This is a genomic window from Pseudomonas sp. AB39(2026), assembly GCF_059831485.1.
The window spans coordinates 2,455,496-2,472,675 of the sequence record NZ_CP195212.1 but is presented as its reverse complement, the minus strand read 5'-3'; the positions used below and the strand labels follow the sequence as shown (position 1 = coordinate 2,472,675).

Here is a 17,180-nt window from a genome sequence, read left to right as displayed (position 1 = left end):
AAGGCTATTGCGCGCTCGCGTCATCGGGGATGACAGCAATCACGTCTATTTCCATCAGCCACTGCGGCTGCCCCAGCGCCGAGACCACCAGGCCGGTGGAGATCGGGAACACGCCTTTGAGCCATTTCCCCACTTCCTGGTACACCGGCTCGCGGTAGCGTGGGTCAATAAGGTAGGTAGTGGTTTTCACAATGTGTGAAAGGTCCGAGCCAGCCTCTTCCAGCAGTTGCTTCACATTCTTCATCGCCTGTTCGGCCTGCGCCCGTGGGTCGCCCAGGCCTACCAGGTTACCTTCGAAGTCGGTACCCACCTGGCCCCGCACATACACCGTATTCCCCGCCCGCACGGCCTGGCACAGGTCGTTATCCAAGGACTGGTTAGGGTAGGTCTGCTTGGTGTTGAACATGCGGATGCGAGTGTGCGTGACCATGGCGAGGGACTCTTGGAGAGGAATGCACCAAGCTTCACATCGCCCTGGCCTGGACGAAACCAGCATTTGCGCGGGGTATTGCTTCGGAAAAACCGAGGCGGGGTGGTGATCCTCAACGCCCCGTGTATTACTGTTCTGCCCTCCACACACTGGCAATGGGAATGTAGCGAATGACTAGCTTCTCAGGTATGCATCACATTGGCATCGTGGTTCAGGACATTGAGGCCAGCATGGCGTGGTATAGGGAGCACCTTGGCTTCGAGCCCCTTTATGAGTACGGATGGCCAGGTGTCAAGGCGGCGTTCATTGGCCGTGGCGCCTTGAGAATAGAGCTGTTTCAAAACGAGCAGGCTGCCCCCATGGCCGTGGAGCGTCGCCGGCCTGAGACCAACCTGCAGGTCGGCGGTATCAATCACTTCGCTATCGAAGTCGTAGGCCTGGACGCAACGGTGAAGGCCTTGGAGGCAAAAGGGGTGAGCATCGTATCGCCGCCACGGGAAGTGCCTAACAGCGGCGGCTGTCGCTTTGCCTTTATCCATGACAACGAACAGATGCTCGTGGAGCTGTTTGAGCAGCCATGAGTAACGCTTGAAACCTGCCTGTTGAAGGGCTTTCAGAAACACCCTTGAAGCCCTTAGTTCGCTCATTGTCTGCTTGAAATGTTTTGGAACAAATTATTACGTGGAAATCTCTACGTTAAGCGAAGCGCACGCTGAGCAGTGGGCGTGAAGTGGCCTGATGCCAGCGATGCGCGCTTAATGTTCCTGGAGATCCCTATGATCCAAACGCCTTTGCTTATCGGTTTTATCATCATGTCGCTGGCCTCCTTGGCCATCTACGCGAAAGGCGCACACCGGGGGCCGTTGACCAGCCATACCTTGATACATGCCGCCGTTCCCTTCATTGCTGCCACCGCCTACCTGGCCATGTACCTGGGCGTCGGCAACCTGATCAAACCAGACGGTACCGTGACCTATATCGCCCGCTACCTGGACTGGGCATTCACCACGCCATTGCTGCTGGCAGGTGTAGTGAGCTCGGCGTACCTGGCCGCACGGGAAAGGGAAGGGCAGGCCGGTTTCGTAGCCTCCATTGTGACCCTGGATGTGGTGATGATCGTGACAGGCCTGGTCGCCTCGCTAGCACCCTATGGGACTCTCAAGTGGGTGTTTTTTGCCTGGTCCTGCGCGGCCTTTGCGGGCGTGCTGTACCTGCTGTGGAAACCCCTGGCAGCCGTTGCCGGGCAGCAGCCGGCACTGGGGGCTGCGTACCGTCGCAACACAGGCTTCTTGAGTGTGCTTTGGCTTATCTACCCCGTAGTGTTCGCGGTAGGCCCGGAAGGGATATGGATGGTCAGCGATGCGGCCACCGTCTGGGCATTCCTGGTGCTGGATGTACTCGCCAAAGTGGTTTACGCCTTTACCTCTGAGCGCAACCTCAAGGCGGCACTGGCACAGCCTGGCCGCTAAGCATGACGGTCACCGGCTGGAACTGGCTGGCGCTTGCATTGCTGGCGTTGTTCGCCAGCCTGGCGGGCGGTGGAGGGCAGCTGGCCTTTGTAGTGGCCGTAGGCCTAGGGCTTGGGTTGCTGCATGGGGCCAGCGACCTGAAGCTGGTTTTGCCTGCCAGGCGCTTCAGGTTTGTAGGCTGCTACCTGGCAGTCGCCCTGATATCCCTGGCCTGCTGGCAAGTGGCAGGTGCGCTGGCGCTCTCGTTGTTCCTGCTGATGTCGATCTGGCATTTCGCTCATGAAGACGACCTGTTCCCCCACCGCGTAACGTCTCTGGCCGTGGCGATGTTTATCGTAGGCGGGCCGGCGCTGCTCCATGGCGAGGCTGTTGCCCAGCTGTTGGCGGCGGCCATGGGGCCACAGGTGCCTGCTGAGACAGGGGTTGTGGTGAGCACACTCCTGGCAGCAGGCGGTGCAGTGGCGTTGCCCATACTGTTATGGGCCGCCTGGCAACGACGCTGCCTCTGGATGATGGCAACGCTGGCAGGGATCACGGTAGCGCCGCCCCTGATAGGGTTCGCGTTGGGGTTCCACTGCTTGCACGCTGCACCCCAGACCCACGCGCGCCAGCGCCTGCTTGGGGTACCAAGTTTAACCGCTTATATGTGGCTGACCTGGCCGGTGCTGCTGGCCTCCGCACTGTTCATCCTGGCAGGTGGCATGCTGTTCCTGCCGCAAGAGCACACAGGCATGCGTGCCTTGTTTGCCCTGCTGGCCGCTTTCGCAGTGCCCCATATGCTGGTGCTGCCACGCTTTCTACACCCAGGCTCCGGTCATTCAGCTTCTGCTTCGCAAGCCATCGAGCCCTAACCGCGACGCCTGAAAGCCCCTTTAAAGTGGCCCCGTCAATGGCCGGGCCGTGCGAGAACCTGCTGGTTTTTTACAGGTGGGTCAGGCCTTTTTACCCTGCCCGAGCAGCGTTTGCGTACCTATACTCTGGCCCATCACAACAACAATAAGCAGGCCTTTCTATGTACGCTTCTGCACCGCTTGCGCCTTCGGTGGCGCCGGCCGCTGCCTTTATCGAGGCCCGGGACCTTCTGCTGCGCCATCGCACGGACTATGACGCCGCGGTACGCGAGTTCCAGTGGCCGGTACTAGGGCAATTCAACTGGGCGCTGGATTACTTCGATCACATGGCAATGGGCAACCCCGCCCCGGCACTGCGCATCGTGGACGAGCACGGGCAGGAGGCGTGTTACACCTTTGCCCAATTGCGCATTCGCTCCAATCAGATCGCCAACTACCTACGTACGTTGGGGGTGAAACGCGGGGACCGGCTGTTGCTAATGCTGGGCAACGAAGTGGCGCTATGGGACCTGATGCTGGCGGCTGCGAAGCTGGGTGCAGTGGTGGTGCCGGCAACCACGCTGCTGGCCCGGGAAGACCTGGAGGACCGCCTGAAGCGGGGGCGCATTCAGCACATTGTGGCCGCACACGCCCATGTGCCCCGGTTCGAAGGGCTAGGCGGCGGGCGCACCTGCATCACCACGGGGCAGGCCGCGCCAGGCTGGCATCCGTTGCACCCAGCCTATGCTTCAAGTGAAGGCTTTACTGTGGATGGCCCGACACAGGCGCGCGATCCGTTGCTGCTGTACTTCACCTCGGGCACCACCTCCAAGCCCAAGATGGTGGTGCACAGCCACCAAAGCTACCCGGTCGGGCACCTGTCGACCATGTACTGGATTGGCTTGCAACCTGGTGACCTGCACCTGAACATTTCATCGCCTGGCTGGGCCAAGCATGCCTGGAGCTGTTTCTTCGCACCCTGGAATGCTGGCGCCTGCGTGTTTATCCATAACGTGGAGCGGTTCAGTGCCAAGGGGTTGCTTGCCGTGCTGCAAGCCTATCCCATCACTAGCCTGTGTGCGCCGCCTACGGTGTGGCGCCTGCTGATCCAAGAGGACCTGGCCGCTGCCAGGCCTGGCCTGGCCCTGCGCGAACTGGTAGGCGCGGGCGAACCCTTGAACCCTGAAATTCTGGAGCAGGTACACAATGCGTGGGGGCTATGGCTACGTGATGGTTTTGGGCAATCGGAAACCACTGCGATCATTGGTAACACCCCCGGCCAGCGCTTGAAACCAGGCTCCATGGGGCGGCCCCTGCCTGGCTACCAGGTGAACCTGCTGGATACACAGGGCCAGCCAGCGTGTGAAGGGGAGGTGGCGCTGCCCTTGCAGCCGGCACCCCTCGGCCTGATGTTGGGGTACGCCGATGCACCGGAGAAAACCGCCGAGGCGATGCGCGACGGTTTCTATCGCACAGGCGATACCGCCCAGCGTGATGAGGACGGGTATGTGACCTTCGTAGGCCGGGCAGACGATGTGTTCAAGTGTTCGGACTACCGCATCAGCCCGTTCGAGCTGGAAAGTGCTTTGATCGAGCACCCTGCCGTGGTGGAGGTGGCGGTAGTGCCTAGCCCGGACCCTATCCGGCTCAACGTGCCCAAGGCCTATTTGATGCTTGCGCCGGGGTATGAGCCGGACAGGCAACTGGCTGAGGCTATCTTTGCGTTTGCTCGCGAACAGCTGGCGCCCTACAAGCGGGTGCGGCGCATCGAGTTCGTCAAAGAGTTGCCCAAGACGATCTCAGGGAAGATCCGCCGGGTGGAATTGAGGCAGCGGGAAACACACGAAGCGCGAAGCGCGCTGGCGTTTTGGGAAGAGGAGTGTTGAGGCGTTTGCAGGCATGGCACAACTGGGTACCACGCCTACAAACGAACACCGTGTTACGCGACGAAATCGCTTTGCTGCAGTTCCTTGACCCCTACCAGCGAAACCTCGAATTCAGCGCTGGCATCGCTGTTCACGCTGCCGTACAGAATGCCGTTTTCAAGGCGTAGCTGGCCGGCTGCGTTGGTACTGCTGAACGCCTGGCTGCCAATAAAGGTGAAGTTCTCATGGGCTGCAGTACTGGCATCGGCATCGATGCCAGTGAAGTCCAGCTTGTCGCCTTCGGTGGTCTTGAACCCTGCGATCACATCCCGCAGGTCACCCAGGCCCAGGTCAGCCAACGCCTTGAACACATAAGTGTCTGCACCTGTGCCGCCGGTGAGGGAGTCGGTCCCAGCGCCGCCAATCAGGGTATCGTCCCCGGCACCGCCTACGAGCACGTCATCCCCGTCACCGCCGTCCAGCACGTTGGCGTAGCTGTTGCCCGTGAGGTTATCGGCAAAGCGGCTGCCGACGACGTTTTCGATGGACTTGAGCGTATCCAGGCCCGACCCCAGGGTGTCCTGCTGGGCACTGGTGTTCAGCGCAATGTTCACACCTGCGGCGGCAAACACATAAGACGCGGTGTCCGTGCCTGCACGGCCATCGAGCAGGTTGTTGCCGCTGCCAGCGAACAGGATGTTGTCCAGGCCGTTGCCCACCGCATCCGCCGCACCGTCGCTGTTGATCACCATGTTTTCCAGGTTGCTGCCCAAGGTAAAGGTAGCAAGGCTGCTGTACACCGTGTCGATGCCGCTGCCGTCACCGCTTTTTTCCACCACGGTGTCGTCAACGTTATCCACATAGTAGGTATCGTTGCCGTTGCCCCCCGTCATGTTGTCCGCGCCCGCACCACCGTCCAGCACGTTGGCGGCATCGTTGCCGGTCAGGAAGTTGCGCAGCTCGTTACCGGTACCGTTGATGGCCGAATAGCCGGTCAGTACCAGGTACTCGACGTTGGCGCCCAGTGTCCAGCTGACCGAGGACTTCACGGTGTCGATCTGGCTGGCTTCGGCATTGGTTTCGGTCACCGTGTCCAGTTCGTTGTCCACGATGTACACGTCCTTGCCATCGCCCCCGGTCATGTTGTCCGCACCCAGGTCCCCATCGAGGGTGTCATTCCAGCCGCTGCCCACCAGGGTATCGTCCTGGTCGGTACCCAGAATGTACCCGCCTTTCTGGCTGGCCACCTCGTCGTACACATCCTGCGAGGTACGGTTATCCGTAGTATCGCCTTGGAAGCCCACATCGCCGGCAATGTAATCGGCCAGGCGCTGGCCCACGATTTCTGCGCTTTCTTCGTGCAGGTGCCACACGTCATCGGGGTAGGTGACGGGGTCTGCTTCCTGGCGCAGGGGCAGGTCGTTGTAGTCCACGGCCAAGTCAACGTCTGCGCGCTCGGCAGCGATGGCTTCCTGCATGGCCCTGACGGCAACCACCCCATTCTGGATGGATGCAATCTTGGCGTCGTCATAGCCCCGTACACGGGCTGCATTGTCGTCGTAGTGGCCGGTTTCCATGATGTACACCTTGAAATCGCCCAACTGCGCGTGCAGGTAGTCGAACACTTTCAAGGTGTCAGCCTTGTACTGGGCGGCATAGGCGACTGGGTCGGCCGCGCGGCCGATTTCCTGGGCGGCTTCCTCGCCCTGGCCCCAGACGATGCCCATGGTCACGTTGTCCACCGCCTTGAGCGAGGCGAGCTGCTCCTGCAGCAGGCCCACGGCGCGCAGCAGGGCCGGGCCGGGCTCGTTGGTGTCGGTCAGCCACCAGGACAGGCGCAGTTCTTCAGGCGTGCCGGTAGACAAGCCGCTCACTGTGCTGCCACCCACCGCCACGTCGACACCATTGCCGTCGGCGTCCGTGAACTGGCTGCGTACGTCGTAATCGGTGTATTTGCTCAGGTCCTTGACCATTTCCGTGATGCCGGATTCGCCATCGTCTTCGGTCATGCGCAGCAGGCGGGCGTTGGATTGGCCCAAGGTAGGCAGGAACAGAATGTCCTGCTGGGGGCGCTCGGCAAAGATAAAGTCACTGGCCGTCAGCGTGCCTGAATAGTCACCGGTGAGGGCGATTTCGAAACGGTTGCCTTCACTGTCAGCGTCGGCCGACTTGATGTAGGTCTTGCCATTGCTGGTGGTGGTATAGAGGGTGTGATTGGTGCCATCCCCCAGGCCCAGGAAACCGAGCGCACTGACGTCGATCTTGTCCACACCCACGGTGAAGTCGGTGACGGTATCGGTGGCCGTAATGCCCCCTGCGTCGTAATCACGGTAGCTGTCGCTCAAGGCCGTATAGCGGAAAGTATCCGCGCCGGCGCCGCCGGTTAGCGTATCGCGGCCGTTACCACCGTCCAGTACGTCGTTGCCGCTGTTGCCGTTGAGGGTGTCGTCACCCCCCAGGCCAAGGATCAGGTCCTCGCGGCCTGTGCCGTTCAAGGTTTCGGCATTCTCCGTGCCGGTGACCGTGACAGGCGGTGCATTGGCCACCGTCAGTGCGAACACGTCACTGGCCGAAGCGCCTTTGGTGTCCGTGGCAGTGACCATGAAGTTGTACACACCGGCGGCGTCATCGTCTGGTGTGCCACTGAAGGTGCGTGTGGCCGCGTCGAAGGTGAGCCAGCTTGGCAGGGGGGTGCCGTCTTGCAGCGTAGCGGTGAAGGTCAGGGCATCGCCATCACTGTCGGTGAACGCACTTTGGGACAGCGTGTAGCTATAAGGCGTGTTTTCAGTGGCCGTGCTGTCAAGCAAGGGGTCGGTAACGACAGGCGCATGGTTGAGCGGCAGGCTATCGGTGCTGAATACAAAGTTCGAGGCCTTGAGGGTGTTCAGGTAGTTGCCCTGCAACGCCAGCTCGAAGCGGTTGCCATTGGCATCTGCATCACGTTCTTTGATGTAGGTGCGGTTGCTGCTACTGCTGTAGGAGATGTTCAACGTGCCGTTAAGGCCGTCCCCCAGGCCGATAAAACCGAGCGCTGACAAGTCGATCTTGTCCGCCGCCACATCGAAGTCGGTGATCAGGTCACTGGCCCTGGCAGTGGCGGTGCGGTAGCTGTCGGTGAGGGCCGTGAAGCGGAAAACGTCCGCCCCAGCACCACCGGTGAGCTTGTCCGCGCCGGCACCACCCACCAGCACATCATTGCCAGCGCCACCATTAAGGGTATCGGCGCCGTCCAGGCCAAACAGCTGATCATTGCCATTGGTGCCGGTGAGGGTGTCCTTGCCCACTGTCCCGTTAATGATGCTGCCGGTAGCAGGCATATCCTGCACCGCCAGGGTGAAGGTGTCGTCCACGGTGCCGCCCTTGCCATCAGCCGCCGTGACCGTAACGTTAAACGTACCCGAGTCGGTATCCCCTGGCGTACCGCTGAAAGTGCGGGTGGCGGCATCAAAGGTGAGCCAGCTGGGCAGGGACGAGCCATCGGCCAGCTTGGCGGAATAGGTGAGCGTGTCCTTGTCGGCATCGCTGAAACTGGTAGCCGGCACGGCATAGAAGAAGGGTGTGTTCTCGCTGGCGGTTTTATCCATCAGTGGGGTGGCGACCACAGGTGCGTGGTTGACCGGTGCAACCGTGGTAAATACAAAACTCGCGGCGGTCAGGCTGTTGAGGTAGTTGCCATTGAGGGCGATCTCGAAACGGTTGCCTGAGGCATCGGCGTCCAGCGATTTGATGTAGGTCTTGGTGCCGGCACTGTTGAGGGTGAGGTAAACAGTGCCATTGCGGCCATCTCCCAGGCCCGTGATCCCCAGCGCAGCAAGGTCAATCTTGTCGCTGCCTACGGTGAAGTCGGTGATCAGGTCCGTGACGGTGTCGCCACCGGTGTTGTAATTGCGGTAGCTGTCCAAGCGGCTGGTATAGACGAACGTGTCTGCGCCAGCGCCCCCGGTGAGGGTATCCGCCCCGGCGCCACCATTGATACGGTCTGCACCAGCCCCGCCATTGATGCTGTCCGCGCCGGCCAGGCCATTGAGCGTGTCTGCGCCGCTAGTGCCCATCAGGGAGTCGCTGCCACTGGTGCCGTTGATCACCCGCTGGAACACGAAGTTATCAGCCTTGAGCGTATTGGTCAGGTTGCCATTAAGGGACAGCTCGAAGCGGTTGCCGCTGGCGTCCGCGTCATAGCTTTTAATGTAGGTCCGGCCGGTATTGGCGTTGTACTGGACCAGCAAGGTGCCGTTGTACCCATCGCCTAAGCCTTTAAAGCCCAGGTCCGCCAGGTCCAGGGTGTCCTGGGTCACGTCGAAGTCAGTGATCTGGTCGCTAAAGGTCGCGCTGGCCGTGCGGTAGCTGTCAGTCAAGGCGGTATAGCGGAATGTGTCCGCACCGGCGCCACCAGTGAGTTTGTCCGCGCCCGCGCCGCCCACCAGAATGTCGTTGCCTGCACCGGCTGAAATGGTGTCTTTGCCAGCCCCTGCCAGGAACAGCTCGTCCCTGGCCGTACCGGTGAGCGTGTCATTGCCTGCAGTGCCTTCAACGGTCAGCGTCGGCAGTGTGTCGCCCACATAGGTGCCGTCGCCATAGGCCAGCGTCGAGCCTTTGGTGGTATTGGTGATATCGTTGCCCACGATGGTGTTGCGGTCCGTGCCATCTTCGTTGCGCTCGGCCACACCATAGGTGGAGTTGGCGCCACCGGTGATGGTGTTATTGAGAACGTTATTGTCGCTGCCGGGGAAGAACTTGCCCGACACGCCGTTGGTGTCGTCATAGCTCTGGATAATCACTTCCGGCACCGGTGCATTCAGGCCGTTGTTGGTCAGGGTATTCCCCGTGACGGTGACGTCACTGCTACCGTAGATGCGCACGCCCGCGCTGCCATTGTCGTGAATGTCCACGCCGGTCACGGTCACGCCGCTGGACAGCTTCACCAGCACGCCTTCAGCGCCGTTGTCATACACGGCGCCGCCTTCGATGGTGACGTTGTAGGGCGACGGAATGTTCTCGCTGCCGCGCTGCACCACGATGCCACCGGCGCCATTGCCGTAGGCCACGTTGCCGGTCATGGTGAAGTCGTGGGTGCTGGTCACGATGTTGAACCCGTGGCGATCGTTGTCGTACGCCACGTTGTTCACGTACTTGGTGTCGATCATGTAGTCCGCGACAAAGCCGTCCAGGCCGTTGCCATGGGACACGCAATTCTCGATGAGCATGTTCACGGTCTGCTCGTGCGGGTCGAAGCCGTACCCCGAGCAGTCCTTGATCTCGACCCCACTAAGGGTCACGTTGGTGTCCTGGCCGTCCTTGCCGGGAATGTAGCCGTTGAACCAGCCATCGATCTTGCCGGTGGTGTTGTCCCGGTTGCCGTCGATAGTAAGGTTGCTCAGGCCGAAATCATGGGTTTCTTCACCGTAGGCTGAGCGAATCACACCAGTAATCTTGGTGTTGGAGCCATCGGCGACTTTCACGGTGGTAAGCCCAGCGCCTTCGCCTTCCATGTGAACGTTGCTCTTGAGCATCAGGCAGCCATCAGAGGGCTCCTCACCGGCAGACACGATAAAGGTCCCGCTGGGTACGAACACGGTGCCGCCGCCGGCAGCAGACGCTGCATCAATAGCGGCTTGCATGGCAGCGGTATCATCCGTGACACCATCACCAACGGCACCGAAATCCTTTACGTTAAAAATCATGGACTTGCTCCGATCCTGGATATATAGGGGGGTTAGGTGCCAATAATTCAACGCACGCTTGATCTTTTTTATGACACAGTTCACACAATCCTGCGGGGCCACCCATCGATTAGCGTCAATAGATCGGACAGATGTGAAAAAAACGTCAGTTTTATGCCGAATAACCTATGACGGTTCCTTTGTAAGCCAGGTGTTACGAAGGGTAACGTCAATAAACAATCGTATACTTTCAGTTTTTTGGCATGGTGGCGCTTTGAATTGAGCGTGATGGGCGGCGGCGAGGTGTCAAGATCGGGAAGGCGCGGAGGGAAGGTGATTTGAGCGCGGCAAACACAGGCGCAAAAAAAAGGGCCATAAAAGGCCCTTTGGTTAACCGGTCAGTTTGTCAGGCGGTAGGGATACCCGCCCGCCCCAATAACATTTCACAACGCGGGGACAGGTGGATCAGCCGTACTTGGCGGTTCTGGCTACGGTAGCGTGTGAACAGCGCTTCAAGGGCTGCAATGGCCGAGTGGTCTGCCACACGCAGGCCAGCACAGTCTATGACCACCTTCGCCGGGTCACTGGCGGGGTTGAACAGCGCCTGGAAGGCCGTAGTCGAGGCAAAGAACAACGTGCCGTGCACCTGATAATGGCGCTCGCCTTCGCCATTGGTGTATTCAGCGCGGATCTCCCGAGCGTGCTGCCAGGCAAAGCTCAATGCGCTGATCACGACGCCACACAATACGGCTGTGGCCAGGTCGGTAAGCACGGTAATGATGGTGACCGCTACCACGACCAGCGCATCGTGCCGAGGGACCTTGCCCAATACCTGCAAGGACCCCCACGCAAAGGTCTGCTGGGCGACCACAAACATCACGCCCACCAACGCCGCCAGCGGAATGCGTTCGATCCAGTTGGACAGGAACAGAATGAACATGAGGATCATCACGCCGCTGACCACGCCGGACAGGCGCCCACGCCCACCAGAGGACAGGTTGATCATGGTTTGGCCAATCATGGCGCAACCGCCCATGCCCCCAAACAGCCCTGAGGCCACGTTGGCGACCCCCAGTGCCAGGCATTCACGGTCGGGCTGGCCACGGGTTTCGGTGATTTCGTCGGTAAGGTTCAAGGTCAGCAGGGTTTCAAGCAGGCCTACGGCCGCCATCAGCACGGCATAGGGCAGGATGATCCGAAGCGTGTCCATGGTCCATGGCACTTGGGGCAATTGCAGTTGCGGGAGGCCAGCCGCAATGTGGGCCATGTCGCCCAAGGTGCGAGTAGGCAAGCCCAAGGCCACCGCGAGCGCGCCGACGCTGACGATGGCCACCAGCGCCGGTGGCACGGCACGGGTCAGGCGGGGCAGGGCGTAGACGATGGCCATGGTCAGGGCAACCAGCCCCAGCATGACCCACAGCGCGCTGCCTTGTAGCCAGTGCTCGCCTTGCTTGAAATGCTCCAGCTGCGCCATGGCGATCACGATAGCCAGGCCATTGACAAAGCCCAGCACGACCGGGTGCGGCACCATGCGAATCAGCTTGCCCAGGCGGCAGGCACCAAACAGCATCATCAGTGCGCCGCCCAGCACCACCGTGGCCAGCAGGTACTGAGCGCCGTGCTGCACCACCAGCGCCACAATCACCACGGCCATGGAACCGGCTGCGCCGGAGATCATGCCAGGCCGGCCGCCCAGTAGCGCAGTCAGCGTACAGATGAAAAACGCGCCATACAGGCCCATCAAAGGGTTCAGGTGCGCAACCAGTGCAAACGCGATGCATTCGGGCACCAAAGCGAAGGCTGTAGTCAGCCCTGCGAGTGCGTCCCGACGCAGTGAAGTGAAAGCCATAAAACCTCGAGTCCGTAAAAGGCACAACGCTCCGCGCGCCGCTGGAAAAGACCAGGGGCGGGCAGAGGCATTTATTGGAATGCGGGCACTATAGGCAATGGCAGAGGGGTTGAACAGCCATTCAGCCTTCGAAGGGGCCAGCGGCAACAAAAGCGCCGCCCTGATACACCCTTAAAGGGTCGTCATCGGCCAAGGGTGGCAACGCTTCGATCGCCGCACGCCAGGGTTCAGAGCTGTCTTTGGGGTGGTAGCCCAAGTGCGCGGCCAGGCGGTTGTCCCACCACGTATTGCGGTTGGCAGACACACCATACACAACCGTATGCCCCACGCCCCTGGCATACAGGCTGCGCTCCACCAGGTGCACCAGGTCGTCATAGCTGAGCCAGGTGTCGAGCATGCGCCGGTTCTGGGGTTCGGGGAAGGACGAACCAATGCGAATGCTGACGGTTTCGACGCCATAGCGATCGTAGTAAAAAGTGGCCAGGTCCTCGCCATACGCCTTGGACAGCCCGTAGTAACTGTCTGGGCGATGCTGGCAGGTAGGGTCCAGGCGTTCGGTCTGTTTGTAAAAGCCGATCACATGGTTGGAGCTGGCAAATACGACGCGTTTTACCCCATGGCGCCGTGCCGCTTCATACAGGTGGAATACGCCGCAGATGTTCGCACCCAGGACGGTCTCGAAGGATTTTTCCGTGGACACGCCGCCGAAGTGCACGATGGCGTCGCAGTCGGCTACCAGTGCGTCCACTGCGGCCTTGTCCGCCAGGTCGCAGGTCACAACCTCTTCTTGAGACTGCGCAGGGGCCATCTCGCAGATGTCAGACAGCCGCACGTGCTTGGCGAACCCAGGCAACCGTTCCCTCAGCACTTGGCCCAATCCTCCAGCCGCACCTGTCAAGAGCACACGGTTGTAGAGTTGCCGCTCTTCAGCATTGGATACGGACATAAGGGCGCACGCTCGCTTGTTTTTATGATTGCAGTAGGTTGTCGTACAACTGATTGGAATTATCAGGTTGGTTGTTATTGCTGTCAATGCAACCTGCTTATACCGCCTGCTTTACAGGTGTTATTGGGGAAAATGTGACTGCCTGGTCGCAAAATGAAATCGCCCCATTGCCACGTGCTGGCAGGCAGTATCCGTTTGACAGAGCACCCGCATCGCCCTATAAAGTGCGCACAAGTACGACGACACATGTCGTTACGCTTTACCTCGACAAAAACAATACAAAGAGTGTCAGCCCATGAAAATCAAAGGCATCCGCTGGTGGATGGTCGGCCTCGTCACGGCTGGGCTTATCGTCAACTACCTCGCCCGCAACACGCTGTCGGTGGCCGCGCCCACCCTGATGCAAGAACTCAGTATCTCCACCGAGCAGTACGCCAAGATCGTGGTGGCCTGGCAGTTGTGCTATGCCTTCATGCAGCCAGTGGCGGGCTATATCCTGGATGCCATCGGGACCAAGATGGGCTTCTTCACCTTTGCCCTGGCCTGGTCGGCCGCTTGTGCGGCGGCGGCGCTGGCGACTGGCTGGCAAAGCATGGCGTTCCTGCGCGGCTTGCTAGGCCTGACCGAAGCCGCCGGCCTGCCTGCGGGCGTGAAAACCACCACCGAGTGGTTCCCCGCCAAAGAGCGCTCTGTAGCCATTGGCTGGTTCAACATCGGTTCGTCCATCGGTGCGCTGCTGGCGCCGCCACTAGTGGTATGGGCCATTCTGCAAAACGGCTGGGAGTTGGCGTTCCTGATCGTAGGGGGGCTGGGCATTGCGTGGAGCTTCCTGTGGCTGGTGCTGTACAAGCACCCCCGTGACCAGCGCCTGCTGGGCGATACCGAGCGCACGTACATCCTGTCGGGGCAGGAAGCGCACTTCAAGGACGCTGCACCCCAGAAGGGCAGCTGGAAGAACATCATCCGCAGCCGTAACTTCTATGCCATTGCCTCGGCGCGGATTCTGTCCGAGCCCGCCTGGCAGACCTTCAATGCCTGGATCCCGCTGTACCTGATGACCGAACGCCACATGAACATCAAGGAAGTGGCCATGTTTGCCTGGCTGCCTTTCCTGGCCGCGGACATCGGCTGCGTATTGGGTGGCTACCTCAGCCCGCTGTTCCATAAGTATTGCAAGGTGTCCCTATTCACCTCGCGCAAGATGGTGCTGCTGTTCGGGTGCTCCTGCATGATCGGCCCGGCCTGTATCGGTTTGGTGGAAAGCCCTTATACCGCCATCCTGCTGCTGTGCATCGGTGGGTTTGCACACCAGACCCTGTCGGGCGCGTTGTATTCCATCACCTCCGACTCCTTCGGCAAAAACGAAGTGGCCACGGCCACGGGCATGGGAGGCATGTTCGGTTACCTGGGCGCCGCAGCGTTCACCATGGTATTTGGCGTGCTGGTTACCAAGATCGGCTACAGCCCATTGTTCGTGGTACTGGCGGTGTTCGACATCATCGCCGCCATTGTGGTGTGGACGGTTGCGCGCGAATTGGTGCGGCCACCTGAGCCAACTGTGCAGGCAGGCCCTGAAGGTACGCCTGTGGTGGCGTGATGGATGGTGGGTGGCTCGGGACTTGTTCCCGGGCTGCGCCCGGTCCCACACGGTGTGCTTACCCATAGATCCTCCTAAGGTTGGAGAGGTGTCCAACTTCTTGGGGGGAGCCCACGGACCTGTGGGGCCGATTCCTTTCCCAGCCTTGACCCTGCAAGGCTGCTGTGGACTAATTCCCCTCTCCTGGCGGCCCTCGCCACACACACCTTTTCAGGAATGCCCCGCTATGTTCGAACACTTGCCCCTGTACGCTGGCGACCCGATTCTCGGGCTGATGGGGGAGTTTGCTGAAGACCCTCGCCCCAACAAGGTCAACTTGGGCGTAGGCATCTATTACGACGAGCTGGGCCGTGTCCCCTTGCTGCCTTCTGTACAACGGGCCGAGGAGCTGCTGGTGGGCGAGCACCAGCCGCGCAGTTACTTGCCCATGGAGGGGGCACCGGCCTACCGCCGTGTGGTGGAGCAATTGCTGTTCGCCGACAGCGTAGACGCAAGCCGTAACAGTGTGGCCATTATCCAGACGGTGGGTGGCTCGGGCGCCTTGAAAGTGGGCGCAGATTTTCTCAAGACCGCCTGGCCTGATTCCCAGGTATGGGTGTCCGACCCTACCTGGGACAACCACTTGGGCATTTTCCAGGGCGCCGGCTTTACGGTGAACCGTTACCCGTATTTCGAGCCTGCCACCAAGCAGTTCGATTTCGAGGGCGCACTCCAAGCGCTGGGAGCCTTGCCGGCCAAAGCTATCGTGCTGTTGCACCCGTGCTGCCATAACCCCACCGGCATCCAGCCTGAGCGGGAGCACTGGGTAAAGATGCTGGACGTACTGCAAGCGCGCGATGCCATTCTGTTCCTGGACATCGCCTACCAGGGCTTTGGCAAAGGGCTGGACGAGGATGCCTGGCTGATCCGCGAATGTGCCCGCCGTGGCCTGACCTTCCTGGTGTCTAGCTCATTCTCCAAAACCTTCTCTCTGTATGGCGAGCGGGTAGGGGCCTTGAGCGTTCACACTGGCCGGGACAGCCATGCGCAGGTGTTCGGGCAACTGAAACTTCACGTACGCCGCAACTACTCAAGCCCGCCCATGTTCGGTGCCAGTATCGTGGCCCGCGTACTGGGTGACCCGGCCCTGAACAAACAGTGGCAAGGTGAGCTGGCCCAGATGCGCGACCGTATCACGGCTATGCGTGCTGCCTTGGTGGAAGGCCTGAGCAAGCGCCTGCCCGAGCAGGATTTTGCGTTCCTGGCCCATCAGGAAGGGATGTTTGCCTACACCGGTTTGAGCGCCCCTCAAGTGCGGGCGCTCAAGGCTGAACATGCGGTGTATGCGGTAGAAACCGGCCGCATCTGCATTGCTGGCCTCAGCCCCAGCAACCTTGGCCATGTGATCGAGGCCTTCGCCGCCGTGATGTAACGGGCAGGTATAAAAAAGGCGCCTCTGACAGGCGCCTTTTTCTTGAGTGCTGCGTTTAAACGACTTTCACGATCCAGCCTTGTGGGGCTTCCACTTCACCGGTCTGAATGCCCGTCAGTTCCTTGTACAGGCGCTGGGTCACCGGGCCCACCTCGGTCTCGCTATAGAACACGTGCAGCTTGCCTTTGTATTCAATCCCGCCGATGGGCGTGATCACTGCAGCGGTGCCGCAGGCGCCGGCCTCTGCGAAGCGGTCCAGCTGATCGATATGCACGTCGCCCTCAACCACCTCCAGGCCCAGGCGGTCAGCAGCCAGCTCCAGCAACGACAGGCGGGTGATGCCCGGCAGCACGGAACTGGATTTAGGCGTCACGAACTGTTTGCCGTCTTTGGTGATGCCAAAGAAGTTGGCCGAACCCACTTCTTCGAGTTTGGTGTGGGTTTGTGGGTCCAGGTAGATGCAGTCTGCAAAGCCATGCTTCTTGGCTTCGGCCCCTGGCATCATGCTGGCGGCATAGTTGCCCCCCACCTTGGCCGCACCTGTGCCATTGGGCGCAGCGCGGTCGTAGCCGGAAATCAGGAAATTGTGGGGCTTCAGGCCGCCCTTGAAGTAAGGGCCTACCGGCACAGCGAACACGGCGAAGATGAATTCGGGGGCCGCCCGCACGCCAATGTTGTCGCCCACGCCAATAACGTAGGGGCGCAGGTACAGGGTGCCACCGGTGCCATAGGGCGGGATAAAGCGTTCGTTAGCCTTGGCCACTTGCTGGCAGGCTTCGATGAACAGCTCGGTCGGCACTTCGGGCATCATCACGCGCCGGCAGCTGCGTTGCATGCGCTGGGCGTTCTGGTCCGGGCGGAACAGGTTGATGGACCCGTCCTTGTCGCGGTAGGCCTTCAGGCCTTCGAAGCACTGTTGGCCATAGTGCAGGGCGGTGGAGCCTTCGCTGATGTGCAGCACATTGTCTTCGGTCAGCACGCCAGGCTGCCAGGCGCCGTCACGCCAGTAGGCCAGGTAACGCAGGTCAGTCTTGATGTAGTCGAAGCCCAGTTTGTCCCAATCGATGCTTTCGTTGCCCATGACACCCTCGATCAACAATATCGGCCCGCTCATCACCGGCCG

Annotated in this window: 11 protein-coding genes; 6 read left to right on the top strand and 5 right to left on the bottom strand. The window is 60.5% G+C overall.

From position 1 onward, the window contains the following. Positions 1–4: 4 nt before the first annotated feature. Positions 5–430, bottom strand: coding sequence for a RidA family protein (locus ACSAMW_RS11205; RefSeq protein ID WP_500590399.1), 426 nt, complete (start codon positions 428–430; stop codon positions 5–7). A gap of 170 nt (positions 431–600) precedes the next feature. Here ACSAMW_RS11205 and ACSAMW_RS11200 point away from each other — a divergent pair, with 170 nt between their 5' ends. The 4 genes from ACSAMW_RS11200 to ACSAMW_RS11185 all read left to right on the top strand — a co-directional run bounded on the left by ACSAMW_RS11200 (position 601) and on the right by ACSAMW_RS11185 (position 4,615). After that, positions 601–1,011, top strand: a complete 411-nt coding sequence (locus tag ACSAMW_RS11200) for a VOC family protein (protein WP_500590398.1) — start codon at positions 601–603, stop codon at positions 1,009–1,011. A 195-nt stretch (positions 1,012–1,206) separates the two neighbouring features. Next, positions 1,207–1,899, top strand: a complete 693-nt coding sequence (locus ACSAMW_RS11195; RefSeq protein ID WP_168084046.1) for a bacteriorhodopsin — start codon at positions 1,207–1,209, stop codon at positions 1,897–1,899. 2 nt (positions 1,900–1,901) lie between these two features. Further along, positions 1,902–2,750, top strand: a complete 849-nt coding sequence (locus tag ACSAMW_RS11190) for a Brp/Blh family beta-carotene 15,15'-dioxygenase (protein ID WP_500590397.1) — start codon at positions 1,902–1,904, stop codon at positions 2,748–2,750. A 161-nt stretch (positions 2,751–2,911) separates the two neighbouring features. Beyond that, the gene (locus ACSAMW_RS11185; protein WP_500590396.1) at positions 2,912–4,615 is read left to right on the top strand and encodes an AMP-binding protein; all 1,704 of its coding nucleotides are present in this window, start codon (positions 2,912–2,914) and stop codon (positions 4,613–4,615) included. 53 nt (positions 4,616–4,668) lie between these two features. Here ACSAMW_RS11185 and ACSAMW_RS11180 read toward each other — a convergent pair whose 3' ends face one another. The 3 genes from ACSAMW_RS11180 to ACSAMW_RS11170 all read right to left on the bottom strand — a co-directional run bounded on the left by ACSAMW_RS11180 (position 4,669) and on the right by ACSAMW_RS11170 (position 13,049). Beyond that, entirely contained in the window at positions 4,669–10,275 is a 5,607-nt protein-coding gene (locus tag ACSAMW_RS11180; protein WP_500590395.1) for a M10 family metallopeptidase C-terminal domain-containing protein, read from the bottom strand. A gap of 385 nt (positions 10,276–10,660) precedes the next feature. Further along, positions 10,661–12,103 (bottom strand): SulP family inorganic anion transporter, encoded by a 1,443-nt coding sequence (locus ACSAMW_RS11175; protein WP_500590394.1) that lies wholly within the window; start codon positions 12,101–12,103, stop codon positions 10,661–10,663. Positions 12,104–12,224: 121 nt separating this feature from the next. Next, positions 12,225–13,049: an NAD-dependent epimerase/dehydratase family protein gene (locus tag ACSAMW_RS11170; RefSeq protein ID WP_500590393.1), complete on the bottom strand. Its 825-nt coding sequence runs from the start codon at positions 13,047–13,049 to the stop codon at positions 12,225–12,227. Between the two features lie 295 nt (positions 13,050–13,344). Between ACSAMW_RS11170 and ACSAMW_RS11165 the strand changes: the two genes are divergently transcribed. Further along, complete coding sequence (locus ACSAMW_RS11165) at positions 13,345–14,646, top strand: MFS transporter (protein WP_484573228.1); 1,302 nt, start codon at positions 13,345–13,347, stop codon at positions 14,644–14,646. A 226-nt stretch (positions 14,647–14,872) separates the two neighbouring features. After that, positions 14,873–16,057: an amino acid aminotransferase gene (locus ACSAMW_RS11160; protein WP_500590392.1), complete on the top strand. Its 1,185-nt coding sequence runs from the start codon at positions 14,873–14,875 to the stop codon at positions 16,055–16,057. A 55-nt stretch (positions 16,058–16,112) separates the two neighbouring features. Here ACSAMW_RS11160 and ACSAMW_RS11155 read toward each other — a convergent pair whose 3' ends face one another. Next, entirely contained in the window at positions 16,113–17,138 is a 1,026-nt protein-coding gene (locus ACSAMW_RS11155; RefSeq protein ID WP_500594025.1) for a branched-chain amino acid aminotransferase, read from the bottom strand. Between the last annotated feature and the right edge of the window lie 42 nt (positions 17,139–17,180).